Genomic DNA, 24,964 nt, shown 5'->3' on the forward strand with positions numbered 1-24,964 from the left:
CCTCTAACCTAGGCCAGCCAGGCCCGGGCGATCGCCAGGAAGTCGTTGACGGTGAGCTGCTCGCCACGTTCGGTGGGGTCGATGCCCGCAGCGGTGAGTACGGCCGCCGCCTGGGTGGAGTCGCCGAGCACGCCGGACAGCGACTGACGCAGCATTTTGCGGCGCTGCTGGAAGGCCCCGTCGACGAGGGCGAACGTGGCCAGACGCAATTCCTCGGATTCGAGTTCTTCGGCGCGGCGCTCGAACGCGATGAGGATGGAATCGACGTTCGGGACCGGCCAGAACACCTGCCGGCTCACCTTGCCGGCGGTGCGGAATTGGCCGTACCAGGCGGCCTTGACGCTGGGGCTGCCGTAGATCTTCGACCCGGGCGCGGCTGCGAGGCGCTCCCCCACCTCGGCCTGCACCATCACGACGCCGGCGCGGATGGAGGCGAAGTGCTCGAGCAGGTGCAGCAGCACCGGCACCGACACGTTGTAGGGCAGGTTCGCCACCAGCCGGGTGGGCGCGCCAGGCAGGTCGGCGATCTTCAGCGCGTCGGCACGGATGACCGTGAGTTGTGCGGTCGGCTGCATGAGCTGCACGGTCAGCGGAAGCTGTTCGGCCAGACGGTCGTCGATCTCCACGGCCACGACGGCGGCGCCCACTTCGAGGATGCCCAGGGTCAGCGAGCCGAGGCCGGGGCCCACCTCGACGACGGTTTCGCCGGGCTGCACGGCGGCGACCTTCACGATCCGCCGCACCGTGTTGCCGTCGATGACAAAATTCTGTCCGAGTTTCTTGGTCGGGTTCACCCCGAGCATCTCGGCGAGGTCGCGGATCTCGGCCGGCCCGAGCAGGGTGGGCGCGGCCGGTTCTGTGGCTGGTGTGGGGGCAGAGTCGGTCATGCGAGGCCTCCGGCCGGGCTGATGCGAGGGTCACGGGCGGTGTCGGTCACCACAACGGGTTCCGCGTCCCAGCGGCCGTAGACGAGTTCGGTGTTCGAGGTGATCTGGGCGGCCAGCACGGCGACATCGGTCTGCAGGTGGTCGGCCATGGCGCGCAGGGTGTGCGGCAGCAGGTACGGCGCGTTGGGGCGGCCGCGGTGCGGGGTGGGCGTGAGGTAGGGCGCGTCGGTCTCCACCAGCAGCAGGGAGCGCGGTGCCACGTCCAGCGCTTCGCGCAGGGTGGCAGCGTTCTTGAACGAGACCGGGCCGGCGAACGACAGGTACCAGCCCTGGTCGGCGCAGAGCCGGGCCAGCTCGGCGCCGCCGGAGAAGCAGTGGAACACCGTGCGTGCGGGCGCGCCGACCCGCAACAGGGTCTCGACGACCTCGTCGTGGGCGTCGCGGTCGTGGATCTGCAGGGCCAGGCCGTGCCGCTTGGCGATCTCGATGTGCGCCTCGAACGAGCGGAACTGGGCGGCCCGGCCCTCCGGTGCGGTGCGGAAGAAGTCCAGGCCGGTCTCGCCGATCGCGACCACGCGGGGTCGCCCGGCGAGCTCGTCGATCACGGCGAGCCCCTCGTCGAGGGTGCCCGCGTTCTCCAGCGCCGGTGCATCGTTAGGGTGGATGGCGACGGCGGCGAGCATCCGCGGTTCGCGGGCGGCCATTTCGGCGGACCACCGGGAGGTGGCCACGTCGGTGCCCACCTGGATCACGCCGCGCACTCCCACGCTGGAGGCCAGGTCGAGCTGCTCGGCGACCGAGAGCGGGGTGATGCCGTCCGCTCGTCCTGAGCCTGTCGAAGGGTCCAGGTGCGTGTGGTTGTCGTAGACGCCGACGACCAGCGGCACCGGGGCGGGCGGGTAGACCAGGTCGCGACCGGCGCACGCCCCGCGGGCGCGGATGTGACTGCGCTCGGCGGAGTCGTCAGCCAACCGTGGCCTCGATGCGTGGGAACAGGGCGGTCAGCGGCGACACGTGGGTGCCACCCGTCCATTCCCAGGCCCGGTGGATGGGCGTGTCCTGCACCGCTCCGGTGCCGCCCAGGGCGCTCCACAGGGTGGCGGTGGCCTGCGGCGTCACCGGGGAGAGCAGCACGGCGAGGGTGCCGAGCCCGCGCACCACGGTGTGCAGCACGGTTTCCAGGCGTTCGCGGTCGTCAGGGTTCTTGGCCAGCGCCCACGGCTCCTGCGTGGTGATGTAGCCGTTGAGCTCGTCGACGAGTTCCCACACCGCGGCGAGGGCCTCGTGCAGGGCGAGCCTGTCGATGGCTTCGTCGGCGGTCTGGCTGACCCGGATCGAGGTGGCGAGGATGGCGGCATCCGCGGACGTTTGAGGGCCGCCGGCCGGGATCTCGCCGTCGCAGTAGCGCACGACCATGGCGATGACCCTGGAGGCCAGGTTGCCGAAGCCGTTGGCCAGTTCCGACTGGTAGCGGGCGGACAGGTCCTCCCAGGAGAACGAACCGTCCTGGCCGAAGCTGATGGCGCGCATGAAGTAATAGCGGAACGTGTCGGAGCCGAAAACGTCGGTGATCTGGTTCGGGGCGATGCCGGTGAGCTTGGACTTGCTCATCTTCTCGCCGCCCACGAGCAGCCAACCGTGGCCGAAGACCTGGGTGGGCACCGGGAGCCCGGCGGCCAGCAGCATGGCGGGCCAGATCACGGCGTGGAAGCGCAGGATGTCCTTGCCGACGATGTGGGTGGCGGGCCAGAGCCGGCTGAACTTCTCATCGTCCTGGCCGTAACCGGCCGCGGTGATGTAGTTCAGCAGGGCGTCGAACCACACGTAGACGACGTGGCTGTCGTCCCAGGGCACCTTGATGCCCCAGTCGAAGCTCGAGCGGGAGATCGACAGGTCGGAGAGGCCCTGTTTGACGAACGAGATGACCTCGTTGCGGGCCGACTCGGGCTGGATGAAGTCGGGGTTGGCTTCGTACAGGGCCAGCAGCTGGTCGGTGAAGGTGCTCATCCGGAAGAAGTAGTTCTTCTCGTGCAGCAGCTCCACGGGGATGGAGTGGATGGCGCAGACCTGCTGGCCGGTGTACTCGCCGGTGCCGTCGACGAGGTCGCTGGGCTGCTTGTACTCCTCACAGCCCACACAGTAGAAACCCTCGTACTCGCCCGTGTAGATGTGGCCGGCGTCGAAGAGGTGCTGCAGGAACTTCTGCGCGTTCACCTCGTGGCGCACGTCCGTGGTGCGGATGAAGTCGTCGTTTTTGATGTCGACGGTTTCCAGCAGCGGCTTCCACGCCGTCTCGACCAGCCGGTCGGCCCACTGCTTGGGGGTGACCCCGTTGGCCGTGGCGGTGCGCAGGATCTTCTGGCCGTGCTCGTCCGTGCCGGTGAGCAGCCAGGCGTCCTCGCCGCGCTGGCGGTGCCAGCGGGCAAGCACATCCGCGGCCACCTCCGTGTAGGCGTGCCCGATGTGCGGGACATCATTCACATAGAAAATAGGCGTGGTGATGTAAAAAGATGAGCCGTCGGACATGCTTTCATCTTATGGGGACCGGCCAGGACCGCCGACCCTGTTACGCCGCGCGGCTGCGCCGCCGCGCTCAGCCCAGCGGCAGTTCGGGCTGCGGGGCCGCCTTCTGACGGGTCGACCCGGCTCCGGCGGCCTTGCCGGTGAGAGCGGCCTCGTACAGATCGCGTTTGCCGAGACCGGATGCGGCGGACACGTCCGCGGCGGCGTCCTTCAGGCGTGCCCCGGCCGCCACCAGGGCCAGCACCTCGTCGACGCCGGTGGCCAGGTCCAGCACGCGGGCGCTGGCTCCGGCCACGACGATGCAGATCTCCCCGCGCACACCCGCTGCGGCCCACTCGGCCAGCTCGGCGGCGGTGCCCCGCTTGACCTCTTCATAGAACTTGGTCAGTTCCCGGCAGACCACCACGCGGCGCTCGGCGCCGAGCGCGGCGGCAAGGTCGGTGAGCGACGCGGCGAGCCGGTTGGGCGATTCGAAGAAGACCATGGTGCGCCGCTCGGTCGCCACCTCGCGCAGCGCCTGCATCCGCTCGCCGTGTTTGCGCGGCAGGAAGCCCTCGAAGGTGAACCTGTCGGTGGGCAGGCCGGAGACGGCCAGCGCGGTGAGCACGGCCGACGGGCCGGGCAGCGCCGTGACCGTGACGCCGGCGGCGATGGCGGCATCCACCAGGTGGAAGCCGGGGTCGGAGACCGTGGGCATGCCGGCGTCGCTGAGCACGAGCAGGTCGGTGTCGCGGGCCAACTCCACGAGCTCGGCGGCCTTGCCGCGCTCGTTGTGGTCGTGCAGCGCGATCAGCCGGGGCCGGTTCTCCACCCCGAGGGCCTTGAGCAGGTGCACGGTCACCCGGGTGTCCTCGGCGGCGATCACTGTGCTCGTGCGCAACGCCTCGATCAGGCGGGTTGAGGCGTCCCCGAGGTTTCCGATGGGGGTGGCAGCCAGAATGATCATGTACTCAGTCTCGCAGCCCTGGCTCTTCCGGTCGCTCACTACGATGGTCAGGTGCTCCTCACCCACCCCGCGTCCGATCGTGCGACCCAGCGTTGGCCCGACCTGTGGGTCACCCGATGGGTGCGCCTGGCCGGACCGGCGCTGGTTCTGCTGCTGACCGCTGCCTTACGCTTTTGGAACCTCGGCCACCCCGGCACCCTGGTGTTCGATGAGACCTTCTATGTGAAGGACGCCTGGAGCCTGTTCAACAACGGCTACGAGTCGACCTGGCCGGATGGTGCCGACGCCCTGTTCGCCGCCGGGCAGAGCAACGTCTTCGGCAGCGCTGCGTCCTTCGTGGTGCACCCGCCGCTGGGCAAGTGGCTGATCGCGCTCGGGATGGCCGCGTTCGGCGCCGACAACCCGTTCGCCTGGCGGGTGGTCACCGCCCTGGTCGGGCTGCTCGCGGTCGCACTGCTGATGCTCATCGCCCAGAAGCTGTTCCGCTCGGTGCTGCTGACCACGTTCGCCGGGTTCCTCTTCGCCATCGACGGCAACGCCATCGTGATGAGCCGGGTGGCGCTGCTCGACAACTCCGTGATGTTCTTCGCCCTGCTCGGCTTCGGCGCGGTACTGATGGACCGGGACCACCACCGGGTGCGCCTGGGCGCCTGGCTGAACGAGAAGCGGGACAATCAGATCGAGCCCACCTGGGGGCCGGCGCTCTGGTGGCGGCCGTGGGTGCTGGCGGCGGGATTGGCGTTCGGTCTGGCCTGCTCGGTGAAGTGGTCCGGCGCCTATTTCCTGGCCGCGTTCGGCATTTACCTCGTGGTGGTCGACGCGCTCGCCCGGCGCCGGGCCGGGCTGCCGTTCTGGGCCAGCGGGGCGATCCTCAAGCAGGGCCCGGTGACGTTCCTGCTCTTCGTGCCCGTTGCCGTTCTCACCTTCCTGGTCTCCTGGACCGGCTGGTTCGTCACCCGCGGCGGCTACTACCGGGACTGGGCCGATCAGGCCGGTCAGGCCTGGACCGGAGCACTGGCCTGGGTGCCGCACAGCCTGCAGAGCTTCTGGCACTACCAGTCCGCGGCGTACGCGTACCACGTGGGCCTGGTCACCCCGCATCCGTACCAGGCGAACCCGCTCACCTGGCTGATCATGAGCCGGCCGACCAGCATGTACTACCAGGGTTCTTCCCTGGGCGAGATCGGCTGCGGCTACGCCACCTGCTCCGAGGCGATCACCGGTATCGCCAATCCGCTGATCTGGTGGGCGGCGAGCATCGCCATCCTCTACCTGGTCTACCGGCTGGTGCGATACCGCCAGTGGCAGGTCGGCCTGATCCTGATGGGGCTGGTGGCCGGCTACCTGCCCTGGCTGATGTACCTGAACCGCACGGTCTTTCAGTTCTATACGATCGCGTTCCAGCCGTACCTGATCCTCGGCCTCACCCTGGTGATCGGCCTGCTCCTCAGGAGCGTCTCGGGCCGGGTCGTCGTGGTGGTGTTCCTGGTCCTGGCCACGCTCGTGAGCGCCTTCTACTTCCCGCTCTGGACCGGCGCCCAGGTTCCGTTCGGATTCTGGCAGGCCCACATCTGGCTGCCGAGCTGGCGCTGACCGGCTCAAACGCTGGTATTGCAGGCCGTGCATACATCTCGACATATGCCGAAATTGGAATACGTCCGCTGTTAAAGGCGTGTGAATTGGCGCTGTTTTCGGGGTCAGAACCCGTAGGATGGCCGGTATCTGCTTGACGAGTGTTTGCTCTATTACCGACTGAGAAGTCCAGATACAAACCAAAGGCCTCATGTCGGAAGCATCTGCCGCACCCACGGTGCGTATTGTCCGCACTCGCAAGGGTGGCGACTCCAAGAACCCCACCACCGAGTACTCCTCTCTTTTGCACACCGTGCGGAACCTCGGCCTGCTCGGCCGCCGCACGGGTTTCTACTGGGGTGTCTTCGCCGCTCTGGTACTGATCACCGCCGGCCTCGGCGTCGGCTTTGTGCTGCTGGGCGATTCCTGGTACCAGCTGATCATCGCCGGCGTGCTGGGCATCATCCTCACCCAGTTCGCCTTCCTTGCCCACGAGGCCTCACACCGCCAGGTCTTCGAGTCCGGCCCCGCGAACGACCGGGCCGGCCGCATCCTCGCCAACCTGTTCGTCGGCATCAGCTACGCCTGGTGGATGACCAAGCACAGCCGGCACCACGCCAACCCGAACGTGGTGGGCAAGGACCCGGACATCGACCCCGACGTGATCCGGTTCAACGAGAAGGACGCGTCAGAGGTCAACTGGCTCACTTCCTTCATCACCCGCAAGCAGGGCTACCTGTTCTTCCCGCTGCTCACCCTCGAGGGCATCAACCTGCACATCCACGGCTTCAAGACCGTCTTCGGCAGGGGCAAGGTCGACAAGCGCTGGCTCGAGATCACCATGCTCACCACGCGCATCCTGGTCTACTTCGCCGTGATCTTCTACTTCCTGCCGCTGGGCATGGCGTTCGCCTTCATCGGCGTGCAGATGGCCGTCTTCGGCGTCTACATGGGCGCATCCTTCGCACCCAACCATAAGGGCATGCCGCAGCTGCCGCACGAGAGCAAGGTCGACTTCCTCCGTCGCCAGGTGCTCACGTCGCGCAACATCCGCGGCGGCACCTTCATGGACACCTTCATGGGCGGCCTGAACTACCAGGTCGAGCACCACCTGTTCCCGAACATGGCCCGCCCGCACCTGAAAAAGGCGCAGGAGATCACCAAGGAATACTGCGAGTCGAACAAGATCCTGTACACGGAGACCGGTCTGTTCGAGTCGTACGGCATCGTCGTCGCCTACCTCAACAAGGTGGGCCTGGCCGCCCGCGACCCGTTCGACTGCCCGATGGTGCAGCGCTTCCACCACCGCTGACCCCGTTACCTTGTAAGTAGCCCTTGAAGCTTGCTTCTGAAGGGTGTTGGCCTGTTAGGCCCGGCATGGTTGTTGCCCCCAGTCGTTAATGATCCGGGGGGTGTTGTCACCGGGCCTGACTGGCATTGGGTGATCGCTAATAGGGGCTCGACTGGAACTCGTTTCTGGGTCGAACGTAACGTGGATGCCGAGACTTGATGCCGTGGACAGGCCAACTAATCCGCATGGCTGACGGGAAACTCATGATTGAGAATTACGACAGCGTCGACGTGTTCATCGGTGTTGACGTTGGAAAAAGCGAACATCACGCGGTCGCTCTGGACCGCTCTGGGAAACGCCTCTATGACAAAGCGCTCCCCAATGACGAGGCAAGACTGCGCGCCGTGATCCAGAAACTCAAGGTCCGCGGGCAGGTCCTCCTAGTCGTCGACCAGCCCGAAACAGTCGGCGCTCTGCCCGTCGCCGTCGCTTATGCCGAAGGCATCCTCGTGGCCTATTTGCCCGGGCTGGCTATGCGTCGAATCGCCGACTTGCACCCCGGTGAGGCAAAGACGGATGCCCGCGACGCGGCCATCATCGCCGAAGCTGCCCGCACCCTCCCGCACGCTCTGCGCCCGCTGCGCCTTGAAGACGAGCAGATCGCTGAACTATCGATGCTGTGCGGATTCGACGATGACATCGTCGGCCAGATGACCGCCACCAGCAACCGGATCCGGGGGCTGCTGATGCAGATCCACCCAGCGTTGGAGCGGGTACTGGGCCCGCACCTCGACCACCCGGCCGTCCTGGATCTCCTCCAGAAATACCCGACACCGACAGCACTGACGGCCGCCGGGAGGGTCCGGGTCGGCAACCGCCTCATCAAGCTCGCGCCACGGATGGGCCGCCGCTTAGCAGAGGAAATCTTCCAGGCGCTCTCCGAGCAGACCGTCATCGTTGGTGGCACCCACGCCACACGCGCCGTGCTGCCGCGCCTCGCCGAGCAGCTCAGCACGCTCCACCGCCAACGCACCGAAATTGCCGTCGAGGTCGCCGAGCTCGTCGACGCCAACCCACTGGAACCGATCATCACGAGCATGCCCGGGGTCGGTGTGAGGACCGCCGCCCGTGTCATCACCGAGATCTCCGGCAAGGAGTTCGCCACCGCCGGCCACCTCGCTTCCTACGCCGGCCTGGCGCCGGTCACCAGACGCTCCGGATCATCCATCCGAGGCGAGCACCCCTCACGGCGTGGCAACAAAGTCCTCAAACGCACGCTGTTCCTCTCCGCCTTCGCGGCCCTCAGCGACCCCGTCTCACGCACCTACTACGACCGCAAGATCGCCCAAGGTAAACGCCATAACCAAGCCCTCATAGCCCTCGCCCGCCGACGCTGTGACGTGCTCTACGCCATGCTCCGCGATGGCACGCTCTACGAAAACAAAACCCCCATCAAGACTTGACGAAACACATAGGGGCACCCCCTCGCGAACTGTGAGGAAAGCCCCCGGAATCTCGGATTCTTGGGGCTTTTCTCACGCTTCGCGAACCGATCGGTAGGGTTGAGACAATGTGGATGTGGGGAGTTGCGGCGGCCGGGATGGCCACCCTGGCGGCGTGGGGTGTGCACACTCTCGTTCCCGCGGTCCCGCTTCTGACCGCGGCCGTGCTGCTGGGCATCGTGGTGGGGCAGCTGCCCATGCTGCGCCCCGCCCTGGCCGGCCCGCTGGGGCCCGGCCTGTCCCTGGCCGCCAAACGCCTGATGCGGCTCGGCGTGGTGCTGCTCGGCCTCAAGCTCAGCCTGGTCGACATCGCCGCGCTCGGCTGGCTCACCATCAGCAGCACGGTGCTGATCGTGCTGCTGACCTTCTTCGGCACCCTGTGGCTGGGCCGCCGGGTGGGCCTGCCCGGCAATCAGCCGCTGCTCATCGCCACCGGCTTCGCCGTCTGCGGCGCCTCCGCCATCGGCGCGATGAGCGGGGTGATCAAGGCCAAGGACCGGGAGACCGCCACCCCGGTGGCGCTCGTCACCCTGTGCGGCACCCTCGCGATCGGCGTACTGCCGCTGCTCTGGCATCCGCTGGGACTGACCGACCTGAAATTCGGCCACTGGGTCGGCGCCGGGGTACACGATGTGGGCCAGGTCGTCGCCACCGCGCAGATCGCCGGGTCGGCGGCCCTCGCCGTGGCCGTGGTGGTCAAGCTCACCCGGGTGTTGATGCTCGCCCCGCTGGTGGCCGGCGTGGCGGTCTACGAACGCCGCCGGGCGCCCGTCCCGGTCACCCCGGCCGGCGACGTGATCGGCACCCCTGCCGCCGTGCCCGCCGCTATGCCTGCCGCCGTGCCCGCCGCCCGCCGAACGCCGGTGCTGCCCCTGTTCGTCGCCGGGTTCCTGGCGATGGTGCTGGTACGCACGTTTGTTCCGCTGCCCACGGCCGTGCTCGAAACAGCCGACCTGGTGCAGACCGTGCTGCTGGCCATGGCGCTGTTCGGGCTGGGCACCGCGGTGCGGCTGACCGAGCTGGTGCAGACCGGCGGGAAGGCGCTGGGCGTTGGCCTGGCCTCCTGGCTGCTGATCGCCCTGCTGGCGCTGGCCGCCGTGCAGCTGAGCTGACATGTGGCGCTCTGTTACGCCGCCGGGCCGGGGGCCGGCACCTGGCCGGTAGCGTATTCCCATGGCAGATCGCGAGTACGGCTTCACGACCAGGGCAATCCACGCCGGGAACATCCCCGACGCGGTGACGGGGGCACGGGCCCTGCCCATCTACCAGACCAGCGCCTTCGTCTTCGATGACACCGCGGATGCCGCCGCCCGCTTCGCCCTGCAGAAGTACGGCAACGTCTACTCGCGGTTGTCCAACCCCACCGTGGCCGCGTTCGAGGAACGCATCGCCAGCCTGGAGGGCGGCCTCGGTGCCGTCGCCACCGCCTCGGGCCTGGCCGCCCAGTACATCACCTTCGCCAGCCTGGCCGGGGCGGGCGATCACATCGTCTCCAGCGCCAACCTCTACGGCGGCTCGATCACCCAGCTCGACGTGACCCTGCGCCGGTTCGGCGTGGAGACCACCTTCGTGCAGTCCGCCGACCCGGCCGACTACGCAGCCGCGATCACCGACAAGACCAAGCTGATCTTCGCCGAGACCGTCGCGAACCCCTCCGGCGAGGTCGCCGACATCGAGGGCCTCGCGGCCGTGGCGCACGCCGCCGGCATCCCGCTGATCATCGACTCCACCATCGCCACCCCGTACCTGTGCCGGCCGATCGAATGGGGCGCCGACATCGTCATCCACTCGGCCACCAAGTTCCTCGGCGGCCACGGCACCACCCTCGGCGGCGTGGTCGTGGAGAGCGGCCGGTTCAACTGGGACAGCGACAAGTTCCCGCTGTTCACCGAGGCCGTACCCAGCTACGGCGGCCTGGAGTGGTCGGGCAATTTCGGCGAGTACGCCTTCCTCACCCGCCTCCGCGCCGAACAGCTGCGCGACATCGGTCCGGTGCTCGCCCCGCACTCCGCGTTCCTGCTCGCCCAGGGAGTCGAGACGCTGCCGTACCGGTTGCAGGCGCACGTGAACAACGCCCGCATCGTGGCCGAGTGGCTCGACGCCGACCCGCGCGTCGACTTCGTCAACTGGGCCGGTCTGCCCAGCCACCCGCACTACGAGCGCGGCCTCAAGTACCTGCCCAAGGGTCCGGGTTCGGTGTTCAGCTTCGGCGTCACGGGCGGCCGTGACGCCGGTCGCACCTTCATCGAATCGGTCGACCTGGCCAGCCACCTCGCCAACATCGGCGACGCCAAGACCCTGGTGATCCACCCGGCCTCCACCACGCACGCCCAACTCAGCGAGCAACAACTCGTCCACGCCGGCGTGCTGGCCGGGCTGGTGCGCATCAGCGTGGGCATCGAGGATGTCGACGACATCATCTACGATCTCGACCAGGCGCTGGCGCAGGCCGCCGGCACGTCAGGAGCGTCATGAGCACCGACACCGGGAACAGCACCGAAACAGTTCAGCTCACCAACGGCCTGAGCTGCAGCGTTCCCACCAACTCCCCGCTGGCCAAGCTGCTGCGCACCCAGCGCACCTGGGAGGGACCGGACGCCAAGGCACGCCTGGGCATCCTGCGGCGCGCAAAGTCCATCGCCATCGTCGGCGCCTCCCCCAACCCGGCCAGGTCCAGCTTCTTCGTCGGCACCTACCTGCAGCAGTCGAGCGACTACACGGTCTACTTCGTCAACCCGCGCGCCGACAGAATCCTCGGCGAGAAGGCCTACCCCGACCTGGCGTCGCTGCCGGAGGTGCCCGACATCGTCGATGTGTTCCGCAAGGCCTCCGACATTCCCTCCGTGATCGACGACGCCCTCGCGGTGGGTGCCAAGACCGTGTGGGTGCAACTGGGCATCTGGAACCAGGAGGCGGCGGAGTACGGCGAGTCGAAGGGGCTGACCGTCGTGATGGACCGCTGCATCAAGATCGAGCACGCCAGGTTCCACGGCGGGCTGCACCTGCTCGGCTTCGACACCGGGCAGATCACGGCCCGCAAGAGAATCCGGTAGCTCCGTGGGCGGCGCGGCCCGCGTACGATGGGGCGAGTGACTGCGTACGTATCGGCTCTCGACCTCTTCTCCATCGGAATCGGTCCATCCAGTTCCCACACTGTCGGCCCGATGCGGGCCGCCCTGGCCTTCGCCGAACATCTGGCCGAGAGCGGCCGGCTGGCCGAGGTTCACCGCATCCGGTGCTCGCTGTTCGGCTCTCTGGGCTCGACCGGTCTCGGCCACGGCACTCCGGACGCGATCCTGGCCGGCCTGGCGGGCCTCCGCCCGGAGGCCTGCGACCCCGACGACGTGCGCAACCTCTGGGCCCACCTCGCCCCCGGCGCCACCCTGCTGGTGAACGGCGTGCACCCGGTGCCGGTGCAGCAGAGCGACGTGGTCTTCGAACCCCGCACCCGGCTGCCCGGCCACCCCAACGCGATGACCCTCTCCGCCTGGAGCGACGACCCGACCGCTCCCGCGGTGCTCGAGGAGACCTACTACTCGATCGGCGGCGGCTTCATCCGCCGCGACGGCGACCCGATCCGGCCCGCCGCGACTCTCGTCCAGCCGATGCCGTACGCCTCGAGCGCCGCGCTGCTCGCGCTCTGCGACGATCACGGTATCGGAATCTGCGACGTCGCCCGCGCCAACGAGGAAGCCGTGCACGGAGCCGACAGGCTGGACGCCGGACTGGACGCGATCTGGTCGGCGATGCACGCCTGCGTGGAGGCCGGACTCCGCGTCGACGGAACCCTTCCCGGCGGACTCGGTGTCAAACGCCGCGCCTCGGCGATTCGTATGCAGTTGGAAGAATACGACGGTCTGACCCAGCGTGAGCGGGACACCTCCACGGAGTGGTTGCACGCCTTCGCCCTCGCGGTGAACGAGGAGAACGCCTCCGGCGGCCGCGTCGTGACGGCGCCCACCAACGGCGCCGCGGGCATCATCCCCGCCGTCGCGCACTACTACCTGCGCTTCGTCCCCGGCGCGAGCACGGCCGGCATCCGCCGGTTCCTGCTCACCGCGGTGGCGATCGGCTCCCTGGTCAAGGCCAACGCCTCGATCTCCGGCGCGGAGGGCGGCTGCCAGGCCGAGGTCGGCTCGGCCTGCGCCATGGCCGCCGGGGCGCTCTGCGCCGTGCTGGGCGGCACCCCACGCCAGGTGGAGAACGCGGCGGAGATCGCCATGGAGCATCACCTCGGCCTCACCTGCGATCCCGTCGGCGGCCTCGTGCAGGTGCCCTGCATCGAACGCAACGCCATCGCCGCATCGACGGCCGTGTCCGCGGCGCGGTTGGCCCTGCACGGCGACGGCACCCACCTGGTGTCGCTGGACACCGTGATCGAGACCATGCGGCAGACCGGCCTGGACATGATGACCAAGTACAAGGAAACCAGTGAGGGTGGCCTCGCGGTCAACGTCATCGAGTGCTGACCCTCCCCCGCAGTGGGCACACCGGCGGGGTGCCCCCGGCCAAATCCCTGACCTAAGCTAGGTTCCCGGGGGTACACCATCGACAATCTCAGCCAGAACCGGCCGGCACGGCCGCTCACCGCACTGCGTCACTCTGCACTCTTTCGCACCGGCCGCGCCATCGCACTGGCCGCCGTGCTCTCCGGTGGTCTGGTCCTGGCCGGCTGCGCCGCGGCGCCGGCTCCGGTGGTGACCCAGACGATCGTGATCACCCCGACCCCCCCCCACCCCCACAGCGACGCCCACCCCGACCCCGACGCAGGAACCGGTGGCCGAGGCGCCCGCGCCGGAGCCCGTTCCGAACCCCGACCTGCCGGCCGAGCCCATCCCGGAGGGCCCCGCGCAGGACAGGGGCGCGGGACCGGGCGCCCAAGCCGCCCCGGAGTACGACGGCGCGGGCAACCCGGTCAGCTACACCGTGATCGAGGGCGACTCGTTCTTCGACATCGCCCAGCGCTTCGACCTGCCGATGCAGCAGCTCCTGCGGATGAACCCCAAGGTGTCCGGGCTCGGCGAGAACATCTACCTGCGTCAGGTCATCAACCTCGACTGGACGACGACGGGCTGATCCCGGCTCACCGCACCGAGGCGTGAATCCGTTCGATCAGTTCGATGGTGTGCGCCGAGTCGACGGCGTTCACCGGCAGCGGAGCACCACGTAGCAGGGCGTCGGCCAGGCCCTGGTAGAAGCCTGCATAGTGTCCGCGCTGGGTCGGCACGACCTGGCTGGCCCCGTCGGCGCCGAGACGGCCCCAGGTGGCTTCCGGCTCGAGGCCGAAGTCGGCGTCGCTGGGCAGGTTGCCGGCCTGGATGGCTGCCTCCTGACCGTCGACTCCCCACTTGGTGTAGCCCGCAGCCGAGCCGAGCACCCGGAACCGCGGGCCCGCCTGGGCGGCGAAGGAGCTCACCCACAGGTGCGAGCGCACCCCCGACCCGTGGTGCAGCGACACGAAGGAGTCGTCGTCGGCGGCGCCGCCGAGCCGGCGGGTGGACAGCTCCGCGGTGAAGTCGTCGACCGGGCCGAACAGAAGCACGGCCTGGTCGATCAGGTGGGCGCCGAGGTCATAGAGCACACCGCCGCCCGCGGCCGGGGTCGCGCCGGCCTTCCAACTGCGCGGGGTCCCCGGCTTGAAGAACTCGAATCTGGACTCGAACCTGTAGACATCGCCGAGGGCGCCGTCGGCCAAAAGGGCCTGCAGAGTGAGGAAATCGCCGTCCCAGCGCCGGTTCTGGAATACCGTCAGCGGCAGCCCCAGGCTCTCGGCCCGGTTCAGCAACGCCCAGCCGTGCTCGGAGTCCACCGCGAACGGCTTGTCGATGACGACGGCCAGGCCCACGTTCAGGGCCGCGTTGGCCAGGGCCACGTGGGTGTCCGGCGGGGTGCCGATGACCACCACGTCGAGGTCGGCCGCCTGCGCGAACAGGGCCTCGGCCGTGGGCACGATCCGCACGCCAGGGTAGCTGTCGGTGGCTCGTGCGCCGCGCTCGGGGTCGCCGGTCACGATGGCTTCGAGCGAGAAGTCGGGGTTGGCCGCCAGGAACGGCGCGTGGAAGACCCGGCCGGAGAGCCCGTAGCCGATCACGGCCGCGCGAATCGGCCCGGTCAGCCTGGCTGCCGTGCCGCCGGTGGCGGTCGGGGCAGGTCGTGCATCCGCCCGGGTGCCGTGCTGCGGGCCCTGTCCGGGGCGCGGGCCCGGCTTGGGCGCCGGCTTCGGCGTGTTGATCGGGGATTCCGGCTGAATTTCTGAAGTGGCCATGGCCCGAGGTTACGCCGGTTGACGGCACCATCCGCCCATAACTGGTCCCCGTCCGGACAATTGGGTCCGGCACACCGGCCACAAATGTCCGCTTTGGGACCAGTTCGGGGGCGGGAGCGGGTCGGGCTACAGCGGCGGCGTCACGTGGTCGAAGATGACGCTGGTGCGGGTGGCCGCCACGACAGGGTCGGCCGAGAGATTGTCGACCACGAAGCGACGCAGCCCCGCGGTGTCCTGCACGGCCACATGCAGCAGAAAATCTTCGTTGCCGCCCACGAAGAAGAACTGCACCACCTCGGGCAGGTCGCGGATGCGGGTGGCGAACGGCGTGATCTGCGACCGGGCGCCGGAGTGGATGTTGATGCTGATCAAGGCCTGCACGCTCAGGCCCAGCGCGGCCGGGTCGACATCCACGGTGAACCGGCGGATCACACCACGGGTCACCAGCGACCGCACCCGCTCGAGGCAGGTGGACGCGGCGATGCCCACCGAGGCGGCCAGGGCGGCGTTCGACAGCCGCGAATTGGAGCGCAGCAACCCGAGCAGGCCGTGATCCACGGCGTCGAGGGCATCCGCGCGAACGGCCAGTCGCTTCTTGGGTGCGTCCATCCGAGGTCCTTGTCTGCCGAAGTCGGGAAGCTAGAGCCGGTTGATTCCGGTCACGGTCAGGGCCGGGATGCCCAGCTCGTCGGACTCGGCGAGGTCGATCTGGGCGCTGATGCCCCAGTCGTGATCGCCGGCCGGGTCGTCGAAGATCTGCCGGGCGGTCCACACCGCGGCACCCTCGTCGAGGATGAGCAGCCCGGCGCCGCGGGCGTTCGCCCCGGCCAGCAACTCGTCGTGCTCGGCGTAGTAGCCGTCCATGGCGTCGGCCCAGGCCTCCGCGCCGAAGCCGCTGTCGCGGTCGAGGTCGCCCAGGGCGTCGTAGTTCTCCAGCGCGGCCAGTTGCACCCGGCGGAACAGTTCGTTGCGCACCAGGATCCGGAACGCCCGGGTGTTGGTGGTGAGCCGGTGCGGCGCGGGCGGCACCACGGCGTGTGCGGTGGCCTCGTGCGCGGCCAGATCGGGGTGGATCAGCTCCTCCCACTCGTCGAGCAGGCTGGAGTCCACCTGCCGCACCAGTTCGCCGAGCCACTCGATCAGGTCGAGCAGGTCCTCGGTCTTGGCTTCGTCCGGGATGGTCTGCCGGGCGGCCCGGTAGGCATCCGAGAGGTAGCGCAGCACCACGCCCTCGCTGCGGGCGAGCTTGTAGTAGGCCACGAACTCGCCGAACGACATGGCCCGTTCGTACATGTCGCGCACCACGGTCTTGGGCCGCAGCGGGAAGTCGGCGATCCAGGGCTGGGACTGCTTGTAGGTCTCGAACGCGTAGCTGAGCAGCTCGTCCAGGGGCTTGGGCCAGGTGATCTCCTCGAGCAGCTCCATGCGCTGGTCGTACTCGATGCCCTCGCTCTTCATGGCGTTCACCGCCTCGCCGCGGGCGGCGAACTGCTGGCCCATCAGCACCGGGCGCGGGTCGTCGAGGGTGGACTCGAGCACCGAGATCATGTCCAGCGCGTAGGTGGGTGCCTCACTGGAGAGCAGGTCGAACGCGGCCAGCGCGAACGGCGACAGCGGCTGGTTGAGCGCGAAGTTCGCCTGCAGGTCAACGGTGAGACGGATGCTGCCGTCCGCACCCTGCTCCACGATCCCAGCCGCGCGCAGGGTCTTGTAGATGCCCAGGGCGCGGCGGGCGTGGGCGAGCTGACGCTTCCACGGCTCGTGATTGTCGAACACCAACGAGTACACGTTCGCGTAGGCGTCGCCGCCGCGGGCGATCACGTTGATCAGCATCGCGCTGGTCATCTGCATGCTCGAGGTGAGGGTCTCCGGTTCGGCGTCGACGAGCCGGCGGAACGACGGCTCCCCCCAGGAGACGAAGCCCTCCGGAGCGCGCTTGCGCACGATCTTGCGCCGCTTCTTGGGGTCGTCGCCGGCCTTCTCGATGGCCTTGAGGTTCTCGGTCTCGTGGTCGGGCGCCTGCACCATCACGGTTCCGGCGGTGTCGAAGCCGGCCCGGCCCGCCCGGCCGGCGATCTGGTGGAACTCGCGGGCGTTGAGCTGGCGCATCTTGACGCCGTCGTACTTGGTCAGGGCCGTGAACAGCACGCTGCGGATGGGCACGTTGATGCCCACGCCCAGGGTGTCGGTGCCGCAGATCACCCGGAGCAGGCCGCGCTGGGCGAGCTGCTCCACGAGTCGGCGGTACTTGGGCAGCATGCCGGCGTGGTGCACGCCGATGCCCATCCGGATCAGCCTGGAGAGGGTCTTGCCGAAGCTGGTGGTGAACCTGAATTCGCCGATCAGCTCGGCGATGGCCTCCTTCTGCTCCTTGGTCACGACCTTCACGCTGGAGAGCGCCTGGGCGCGCTCGAGGGCGGCGGCCTGGGCGAAGTGCACGATGTACACGGGAGCCTGCCCGGTCTTGAGCAGGTCCTCCACGGTCTCGTGCACCGGGGTGGTCTCGTAGAAGTAGTGCAGCGGCACCGGGCGCTCGACACCGGTGACCACGGCGGTGTCGCGGTCGGTGCGGCGGGACAGGTCCGCGGCGATGTCGGTGACGTCACCGAGGGTGGCCGACATCAGGATGAACTGCACCCGCGGCAACAGCAGCAGCGGCACCTGCCAGGCCCAGCCGCGGTCCGGGTCGGAGTAGAAGTGGAACTCGTCCATCACGACCTGATCGACCGGGGTGTCCTCGCCGTTGCGAAGCGCCAGGTTGGCGAGGATCTCGGCGGTGCAGCAGATGATCGGGGCGTCGGAGTTGACCGACGAGTCACCGGTCATCATGCCCACGTTCTCGGCGCCGAAGATCTCCACCAGCGCGAAGAACTTCTCGCTCACCAGCGCCTTGATCGGGGCGGTGTAGAAGCTGCGCTTGCCGGCGGAGAGCGCCGCGAAGTGCGCACCGACGGCCACGAGGGACTTGCCGGTGCCGGTGGGGGTGGAAAGGATCAGGTTGGCACCGGACACGATCTCGATGACCGCCTCCTCTTGCGCCGGATAGAGCCTGAGGCCCGCATCCGCCGCCCAGAGTTCGAAGGCCTCGAAGAGGACATCGGGATCGGTGACGTGCGGGAGGGCGGTGAGGGTTGCCATGATCCCCCAATCCTCCCCTATCCGGCGGCGTGCTGCATCAGCCAGGCCAGCAGGTAGGCCCGGCTGTTCCCGTCGTCGATCCGGTCCTCAGGCAGCCCCGTGGCGGCCGCGAGAGCGTCGGATGCGGCCTCCCGGCCGGCAAGGGCGGAGTACATCAGTAGGTAGTCGCCGAACAAGGCGTCGTAGCTCGCGGTGCCGGAGCTGCCGGAGGGCAGGGCATCGGCCAGGTTGGCCTGCACCCGAGCCGGGTCGCCGCCGAGGTAGTCGGCGACCGGGCTCATCGGCAGCACCAGGATGCCGAGCATGGCGCTCGGTTCGGCACTGAACCAGGTGGCGTAGTCCCGTTTGCCGCCCCAGACCAGCGAGGTGATGGTGTGGTCGAACCCCTGGTAGACCGGGTCGGCCAGGTCGAAGTCGGTCCAGTAGGCCCGGGCCGAGGCGGCCTCGGCTGAGAGCATCCACTCGGCCTGGGTCTGCAGCGTGGACTGGTCACTCACGGCGGCCCACAGGGCCAGCCCGTTCCAGGCGGTCACGGCCTCCGAACTGGATTCCTGGTTGTTGCCGTCGCCGAACGGCGAGGTGCCGCTGGCCCAGGAATGCCCGGCGTAGGCATCGAAGACCCGTCGGTCGGGGAACACGTCGCTGCCGCCGCTCGTGGCCAGATCGGCCGCGAGCAGGTTGAGCACCGGCGCCCAACGTTTCGCGGCGTCGGGGTTCTCCGCCGCCACAACCGCCGCGGCGTAAAAGAAGTAGCCGTAGTGGAAATGGTGGTCGTTGAACTCCTCCGAGCCGAACGAGGTGGCCAGGCCCACGATGCCCTTCGCGGCGGGATCGTAGACGAAGCAGCGCTCGGTGCGGGTGACGCAGCCGTCGGGGTCCATCCAGGTGTCGAGTGCGGCGCTGAGGCGGTCGGTGAGGGCGGACACCGCGTCATCGGCGCCGACCTGACGGGCCACCGCGAGCAGGTTGGCGGCCCGGTAGAGCGACTTGCCGCCGAAGTAGGTGTCGGCGGCGAAGGTCTGGGTGGCCAGCACATCCGCGCGCACCTGGTCGGCCAGCCGGGCGCGTTGATCAGAGTCGATGGCGGAAAGGTCCACGATTCCGCTCGGGGCGACGGTGGGTACCGACCAGTTCAGCGACGACCCGTGGCAGACCGTGAGCGCACCGTAGATGCTCGGGTACTCCCCCGCGGCGCAGGATGCGTTCTTCGCCAGGCCCGCCTGCTGGTGCGGGAGTACGGCGATCAGGGTGTCACCGCCGTCGCTGGTGTCGTAGGTGATGGTGGTGCCGGCGGTGTCGGCATCGGTGGAGTAGTCGACCCGGGTGCCGGTGACCGGATGCGCCGCGGCTTCGACGAAAGCGTCGAGGCCCCCACCTGCCGGCAGGGCGAACCAGGTGGCGGACTGGCCCGCTGCCAGGGACAGATCGGTGCCGGCCGAGAGCGTGCCGCCGCTGACCAGCCCGTAGGTGTCGCCGGCGACCTCCGCGGTCCACGCGCCGCCGCTCTGCCCGGCATCCGCGGCGGAGAAGACGGTCGGCATCGCCAGGGCCACGTCGGCCGTGGCCGTGAACGTCACGAACGGCGAGCCTTCCGCGATCACGGTCCTGCCGACCAGGGTGCCGCCGACGAACTGGCCGATGGTGACCGACGCCTCGTCGTAGGCCGTCACCCGCTGCTCGAGGGCGGTATCCCCGGCGCCGACCTGCACCCCGATCTGGCCGGCGAAGCCGCCCACGATCACGGTGGGCTCCGCAGACACCACCGGCAGTCCGAAGGCGAATCCGGTGTCGGTGAGCTGGAAGGTCAGCGGCAGCGGGAACACCGGCATCGAGTCCTCGCCGAAGACCAGGCCGGAGAACCAGCGGTTGGTGGGCGGGATCAGCCCGTCGGCGAGCCGGGCCGGGGGCAGGGATTTCACGGTCTGCTGGGGAAGAGCGCTCACCAGCGGCGCCACCTCGGCACTGGGGAACACCGCGGCTCCCCTGATCTCGTCGCCCCCGACGGGCGGGGAATCGGCGGTGGTCGTCGTGCAGGCGGCCAGAAATGTCGCGAGCACGACAATCGTGGCCATCGTGAGCGGGCTCCTCCTCGTCCTCCGCACGTTCACAGGCCGATCGTCCGCAGGAAGCTGAACAGTCCGTCGCTGGCCCCGGCGAGAAGGCCGTCGTCGCGCAGGGAGATCGTGGCCGTCACGGGTGTGCCGGGAGCCATCAGCCCATTCGCGGCGCCGTCGACGAGGTCGGGGCTCACGACCTTCGCCGTCGTCTCCGCCTGGCCGTCGGCGGTCTGCACGTCCAGGGTATCCATGGTGCCGGCCACCCGGGTCTGGTTGGGCAGCAGGATGTCGACGTCCGCGCCCGGTTCGATCCGCGCGTAGTCACCGCTGGTGAGCACAAAATCGGCCGACACGAACAGGGAACCGGTCTTGTCGATCACGGCGAGCACCTGCCCCGCCTGCACGAAGGAACCGCGTTCGGTGGTGATGTCGGTGAGGGTGCCGTCGACGGATGCGGTGAGGGTGAGCACACCGTCGTCGCCGACGGAGTAGGCCACGTTGTCCGCCGTGACCAACCCTTCGGCCAGATCGGCCTGCAGGGTGGGGCTCTGCAACCTGAACAGGGCCTGGCCGGCCTTCACCTTGTCACCGTCGTCGACGAGCCGGTCCAGCACGGTTCCGCCGTAGTCGGATCCCACCGGGTACTCCGCCGCCTGGATCGAGGCGGAGGCGCTCATCACCTGGGCCTGCCGCTGATTGAACACGATGGTGAGCACCGCGACGATGCCGACAACCGCGATGAGCCCGACGAAGAGCTTGAATCGATTGGCCCAGGTCATGAGGGCACCACCTTTCGGGACAGGGCCCGCACCCGGCGGGCGCCGTGTGACTCGATCAGAGCCGTGCCCACGAAGGTGCCGAGGATGACGGTGTTGGTCACGTTCCACGCCGTGGCCAGGGTGAGGGTGCCGATCGTGACGTCCCGCCACACCGCCACCACCGAGGTCAGCAGCAGGAAGACGAAGAACAGGACCTGCGGAATCATGAAGTTGAACGGCGAGGCCGCTTTCGACCGGTTACCGGTGGCACTCCAGTGCTGCTCCTTGCCGACCAGCACGTTGATCAGCGCGGCCACATAGATCGGGAACGACGCCGTGGCGAGCATCAGCGTCTCCCACCGGAACGACCCCATCGTGTAGAAGGCCAGGACGACCTGCATCAGGTAGAAGCCCGCGTAGTACAGCAACCAGGTCACGACGGTCGTGGAGATGTTCATCGGGCGCAGGTCGAAATAGATCTCCAGCGGCGGCACCAGCAGCAGCAGCAGCGGCGCGATCCCGGTGAGATAGAACGATGCGGTCACCAGGTACTGCAGGCGCTGGTCGAAGGTGAGGCGGCGGCGCGGACTGAGCGGGTTGCTCTGCAGCAGGATCTCAAAGCCGCCCGTTGCCCAACGCAGCTGCTGTTTCGTGTACGCCTCCACGGTGTCGGGGGCGTGGCCGGTTGCCAGCACGGTGGGAATGTAGATGGTCTTCCATCCGCGCTCGTGCAGCTTGAGCGAGGTCCAGACATCCTCGGATTTGGAGTCGGTGTACATGCCGCCGATGTCGTTGATGGCGTCCCGGCGGAAGATCACATTGGTGCCCACGCAGAATGCGGCGTTGAACCGGTTGCGGCCGGGCTGGATGAACCTGTAGAAGACGGCCTGCATGTACCCGGCGCCGCGCGAGATGACGTTGTGCAGGTTGCTGTAGGCCTGCGGGGTCTGCACAAAGGAGACCGTGTCATCGATGAAGAACGGCAGGGTCTCGAGCAGGAATCCCGGCTTGGGTACGAAGTCGGCGTCGAAGATCACGAAGAACTCCGCGGTGCTCACCGTGAGCGCGTGGTTGACGTTGCCCGCCTTCGCGCCGTTCGAACTCAGGCGCCGCAGGTAGCGCACGCCCAGCTCGGCGGCGAGGTCACGCACCTCGTCGGACCGGCCGTCATCGAGCACCCTGGTGAGGTGTTCGCCGTGCATCCGGCGCGCGGCGGTCACGGTGGTGCGGATCACGTCGAGGTCCTCGCCGTAGGTGGTGATGAACACGTCGATCGTCGCCGGCTGGTCGCCCAGGTGCAGGGGCCACCGCTCCGGCTGGTCCATCAGACCGTCCCTGGCGAGGGATCGAGTGTGGATCAGGGTCGCCTGGGCCTGGTGCACGCTGAACTCCCTCGGATCGCTCGACCCGGACAGGATTGTCCACATCGACAGCAGCGCTTGGAAGATCAGGATCGACTCGGCCGCGATGACCAGCGAGTACGGCAGCCAGTCACCGCGGCTGGCCGGGTTGAGCAGGAAATGGGCGTAGGCCAGGATGCCGACGGTGGCGATCAGCACCAGCATCACCAGGGAGGGCGAATGGGCATGACCGGTGGGCGCCGGCCGGCCCGTGCGGGGTTCGGTTGCCACTCGGTGGGCGGGGATTCGGTACATGGCCTCGGGCGTCAGCACGGAATCCAGGGTGGATTCGGGAGTGCTGGGTACGCCAAGGCTGGGATGAAGGGCAGTCATCCGTCTCTCTTTCGGTGCCGGATTCGCATCCGGGGTTCGCGAACGGGATCTCGGGCGAGGTTCGCGGTGCTGGTGCTGACGCAAGCGTGGCCGGGGTGGCACGGGTGGGGCCGAGGAACTGGTTCACAGAGCGGTTCGATGGAACGGCGCGGTGCCAGGGCAACGGCGTAGACGATGAACGGGGAGGTCGGGTTCGACCGTTCGTCGTGGCGGTAGACCCACCGTAGAACCGACGCACCTCGGAGAGCTATCGGTTCCCTCAACGTTTTCGTGTTCGTAACATTGCCGTAACCCGGCCTCCGGCCCTGCTCACGGATCTGCTCGTAAGCCTTTCGTAAGGCTGATCCGGCACGATTGCCCGCACATCTCCCAGCGTGCGAACCTATGCTGGGGCCATGTCCAGCCCGCTGTCCCCCCGCCGGCATCGGCTACGCCCGGCGGCTCATCGCCCGGCGTCTCGGCAGCCGGCGGCTCGGCCGGCGGCTCATCGCCCGGCGTCTCGGCAGCGACCCGCGGCCGCGGGACGACCTGGCTGGCTGCCCTGGCCGGCCTGGCCGCTGTGCTGGCGGGATTCGGCCTCGCCGAGCTGGTCGCCGGTCTCATCGCGCCGGGCGCCAGCCCGGTGCTGGTCGTCGGCGCGCTCCTGATCGATCTGGCTCCGGCCTGGGCCAAGGAGCTGGTCATCTCCCTGTTCGGCACCGGCGACAAGGTCGCCCTGGTGGTCTTCATTGCACTGGTCGCGGCGGTCCTGGCGGCGCTGGCCGGCATTCTGGAGTACCGTCGGCCCCCGTTCGGCCGGTACGTGATCGTGGCCGCGGGCCTGGTGGCGCTGGCGGCGGCGCTCACCCGCGCCGGCGCCTCCCCGTTCGACGCCGTTCCTCCGGTGCTGGCGATGCTGGTCGCCGCCCTGGTGCTCAGCATGCTCACCCGGCGTCTGCACACCAGCCTGGCCCCCGGCGAAGCGGCCGCGGCGGCCGCCACGGACACCGGCCGTGCGGCGGCCGTCACCCCGGCCGCGGCCACACGGGCCGCGCTGGACCGACGCAGGTTTCTTGCCTACACGGGCGTCAGCGCCGGCGTCGGCGTGCTCGCGGCGCTCGGCGGTCAGCTGCTCACGGCCGGCAGCCGGGCGGCGGATGCGGCGCGGGCGATGTTCACCCTGCCGGCTCCGACCGTGCCGGGCGCGGCCATCCCCGCCGGGGCGTCGTTCGCGGTCGACGGCCTCACGCCGATCATCACGCCCAACGCGGAGTTCTACCGCATCGACACCGCGCTCTCGGTGCCGCGGGTCGACCCGTCGACCTGGACCCTGAAGATCAGCGGGATGGTCGAGAACGAGGTGGAGATCGACTTCGCCGAGCTGCTGGCCCTGCCGCTGGAGGAGAGCACCACCACGCTGGCTTGCGTGTCGAACTACGTGGGCGGTGACCTGATCGGCAACGCGGTCTGGTTGGGCTACCCGATCCGCGAGCTGCTCGCCCGGGCCAAGCCCCGCGCTGACGCCGACATGGTGCTCTCCCGCAGCCAGGACGGCTGGACGGCGAGCACGCCGATCGAAGCGCTCACCGACGAGCGCAATTCGATTCTCGCGGTGGGCATGAACGGCGATCCGCTGCCGCTGGAACACGGTTACCCGGTGCGGATGGTGGTGCCCGGCCTGTACGGCTACGTGTCGGCGACCAAGTGGGTCACCGAGCTGGTAGTTACCCGGTTCGACAAAGAGACGGCGTACTGGTCCACTCGCGGCTGGTCAGAGAAGGGTCCGGTGAAGCTGTCGAGCCGGGTGGATGTGCCGCGCGGGAACGCGACCGTCGACGCCGGTACCATCACGGTCGCCGGTGTGGCGTGGAGCCAGCACGTGGGCATCTCCGCCGTAGACGTGCAGGTGGACGACGGCGACTGGAACTCCGCAACCCTCGCCGACGCAATCTCCGTCGACACCTGGCGGCAGTGGCGCTGGGACTGGGACGCCCCGAGCGGCTCCCACACGATCCGGGTGCGCGCCACTGATGCCGACGGCCTGGTGCAGACCAGCAAGCTCGCGGATGTCGCGCCGGACGGTGCCACGGGTCTGCACGAGATCAGCGTCTCGGTCTCCTGATCGTGGGCGGCGCCTCATCGCCGCTGACGGCCGCGGAGGTCGGCTATTTCGAGGACGTGCTGGGCCGCCGGCGGCGTGACCTCCTGCTCGAGCTGAGCCGGCAGGGTGACACCCTGAATGCCGTGCGCGCCGCCCGCAGCGGCGGGGATGCCGACGACGAGCACGACCCCTAGGGCCCGACGCTCTCCGAC

Annotated in this window: 19 protein-coding genes and 1 pseudogene; 10 read left to right on the forward strand and 10 right to left on the reverse strand. The window is 68.7% G+C overall.

The window, feature by feature from the left end; translation table 11 throughout:
- Positions 1–8: 8 nt before the first annotated feature.
- The 4 genes from rsmA to rsmI all read right to left on the reverse strand — a co-directional run bounded on the left by rsmA (position 9) and on the right by rsmI (position 4,356).
- Positions 9–887 (reverse strand): 16S rRNA (adenine(1518)-N(6)/adenine(1519)-N(6))-dimethyltransferase RsmA, encoded by an 879-nt coding sequence (gene rsmA, locus BJQ95_RS12700; protein WP_130178396.1) that lies wholly within the window; start codon positions 885–887, stop codon positions 9–11.
- Positions 884–1,858, reverse strand: coding sequence for a TatD family hydrolase (locus BJQ95_RS12705; protein ID WP_205750171.1), 975 nt, complete (start codon positions 1,856–1,858; stop codon positions 884–886). Before BJQ95_RS12705 ends, rsmA begins: the two co-directional genes overlap by 4 nt.
- A complete protein-coding gene (gene metG, locus BJQ95_RS12710; protein ID WP_130178395.1) occupies positions 1,851–3,413 on the reverse strand; it encodes a methionine--tRNA ligase in 1,563 nt (520 codons plus the stop codon). Before metG ends, BJQ95_RS12705 begins: the two co-directional genes overlap by 8 nt.
- Positions 3,414–3,480: 67 nt before the next feature.
- Complete coding sequence (gene rsmI, locus BJQ95_RS12715) at positions 3,481–4,356, reverse strand: 16S rRNA (cytidine(1402)-2'-O)-methyltransferase (RefSeq protein WP_130178394.1); 876 nt, start codon at positions 4,354–4,356, stop codon at positions 3,481–3,483.
- 51 nt (positions 4,357–4,407) lie between these two features.
- On the opposite strand from rsmI, the gene BJQ95_RS12720 reads away from it, so the two are divergent.
- From BJQ95_RS12720 to BJQ95_RS12755, 8 genes and pseudogenes are all read left to right on the forward strand, one after another.
- Positions 4,408–5,949: a dolichyl-phosphate-mannose--protein mannosyltransferase gene (locus BJQ95_RS12720; protein WP_240694833.1), complete on the forward strand. Its 1,542-nt coding sequence runs from the start codon at positions 4,408–4,410 to the stop codon at positions 5,947–5,949.
- 190 nt (positions 5,950–6,139) lie between these two features.
- Complete coding sequence (locus BJQ95_RS12725; protein ID WP_130178392.1) at positions 6,140–7,240, forward strand: acyl-CoA desaturase; 1,101 nt, start codon at positions 6,140–6,142, stop codon at positions 7,238–7,240.
- Between the two features lie 184 nt (positions 7,241–7,424).
- A pseudogene (locus tag BJQ95_RS12730) lies at positions 7,425–8,682 on the forward strand (IS110 family transposase).
- Positions 8,683–8,789: 107 nt separating this feature from the next.
- Entirely contained in the window at positions 8,790–9,833 is a 1,044-nt protein-coding gene (locus tag BJQ95_RS12735) for a YeiH family protein (protein ID WP_130177212.1), read from the forward strand.
- A 61-nt stretch (positions 9,834–9,894) separates the two neighbouring features.
- Positions 9,895–11,196, forward strand: a complete 1,302-nt coding sequence (locus tag BJQ95_RS12740) for an O-acetylhomoserine aminocarboxypropyltransferase/cysteine synthase family protein (RefSeq protein WP_130177213.1) — start codon at positions 9,895–9,897, stop codon at positions 11,194–11,196.
- A complete protein-coding gene (locus BJQ95_RS12745; protein WP_130177214.1) occupies positions 11,193–11,774 on the forward strand; it encodes a CoA-binding protein in 582 nt (193 codons plus the stop codon). Before BJQ95_RS12740 ends, BJQ95_RS12745 begins: the two co-directional genes overlap by 4 nt.
- Positions 11,775–11,810: 36 nt before the next feature.
- Positions 11,811–13,190: an L-serine ammonia-lyase gene (locus BJQ95_RS12750; RefSeq protein WP_130177215.1), complete on the forward strand. Its 1,380-nt coding sequence runs from the start codon at positions 11,811–11,813 to the stop codon at positions 13,188–13,190.
- Positions 13,191–13,497: 307 nt separating this feature from the next.
- Complete coding sequence (locus BJQ95_RS12755; RefSeq protein WP_256041373.1) at positions 13,498–13,797, forward strand: LysM domain-containing protein; 300 nt, start codon at positions 13,498–13,500, stop codon at positions 13,795–13,797.
- 7 nt (positions 13,798–13,804) lie between these two features.
- Here the strand turns inward: BJQ95_RS12755 and BJQ95_RS12760 are convergent, their stop codons facing one another.
- The 6 genes from BJQ95_RS12760 to BJQ95_RS12785 all read right to left on the reverse strand — a co-directional run bounded on the left by BJQ95_RS12760 (position 13,805) and on the right by BJQ95_RS12785 (position 22,672).
- A complete protein-coding gene (locus tag BJQ95_RS12760) occupies positions 13,805–14,986 on the reverse strand; it encodes a Gfo/Idh/MocA family oxidoreductase (protein ID WP_130177376.1) in 1,182 nt (393 codons plus the stop codon).
- A gap of 126 nt (positions 14,987–15,112) precedes the next feature.
- Positions 15,113–15,595 (reverse strand): Lrp/AsnC family transcriptional regulator, encoded by a 483-nt coding sequence (locus tag BJQ95_RS12765; RefSeq protein ID WP_130177377.1) that lies wholly within the window; start codon positions 15,593–15,595, stop codon positions 15,113–15,115.
- A 30-nt stretch (positions 15,596–15,625) separates the two neighbouring features.
- Complete coding sequence (locus tag BJQ95_RS12770) at positions 15,626–18,124, reverse strand: RNA helicase (RefSeq protein WP_130177378.1); 2,499 nt, start codon at positions 18,122–18,124, stop codon at positions 15,626–15,628.
- Between the two features lie 17 nt (positions 18,125–18,141).
- The gene (locus tag BJQ95_RS12775; RefSeq protein WP_130177379.1) at positions 18,142–20,196 is read right to left on the reverse strand and encodes a glycosyl hydrolase; all 2,055 of its coding nucleotides are present in this window, start codon (positions 20,194–20,196) and stop codon (positions 18,142–18,144) included.
- A gap of 32 nt (positions 20,197–20,228) precedes the next feature.
- A complete protein-coding gene (locus BJQ95_RS12780; RefSeq protein WP_130177380.1) occupies positions 20,229–20,960 on the reverse strand; it encodes a biotin/lipoyl-binding protein in 732 nt (243 codons plus the stop codon).
- Positions 20,957–22,672 (reverse strand): glycosyltransferase, encoded by a 1,716-nt coding sequence (locus BJQ95_RS12785; RefSeq protein WP_240694700.1) that lies wholly within the window; start codon positions 22,670–22,672, stop codon positions 20,957–20,959. Before BJQ95_RS12785 ends, BJQ95_RS12780 begins: the two co-directional genes overlap by 4 nt.
- A gap of 559 nt (positions 22,673–23,231) precedes the next feature.
- On the opposite strand from BJQ95_RS12785, the gene BJQ95_RS12790 reads away from it, so the two are divergent.
- Both BJQ95_RS12790 and BJQ95_RS12795 read left to right on the forward strand, forming a co-directional pair.
- The gene (locus tag BJQ95_RS12790; protein WP_256041374.1) at positions 23,232–24,773 is read left to right on the forward strand and encodes a molybdopterin-dependent oxidoreductase; all 1,542 of its coding nucleotides are present in this window, start codon (positions 23,232–23,234) and stop codon (positions 24,771–24,773) included.
- A 2-nt stretch (positions 24,774–24,775) separates the two neighbouring features.
- Positions 24,776–24,946 (forward strand): hypothetical protein, encoded by a 171-nt coding sequence (locus BJQ95_RS12795; protein WP_165384906.1) that lies wholly within the window; start codon positions 24,776–24,778, stop codon positions 24,944–24,946.
- Positions 24,947–24,964: the final 18 nt, after the last annotated feature.

This window comes from Cryobacterium sp. SO1, assembly GCF_004210215.2.
GTDB lineage: Bacteria > Actinomycetota > Actinomycetes > Actinomycetales > Microbacteriaceae > Cryobacterium.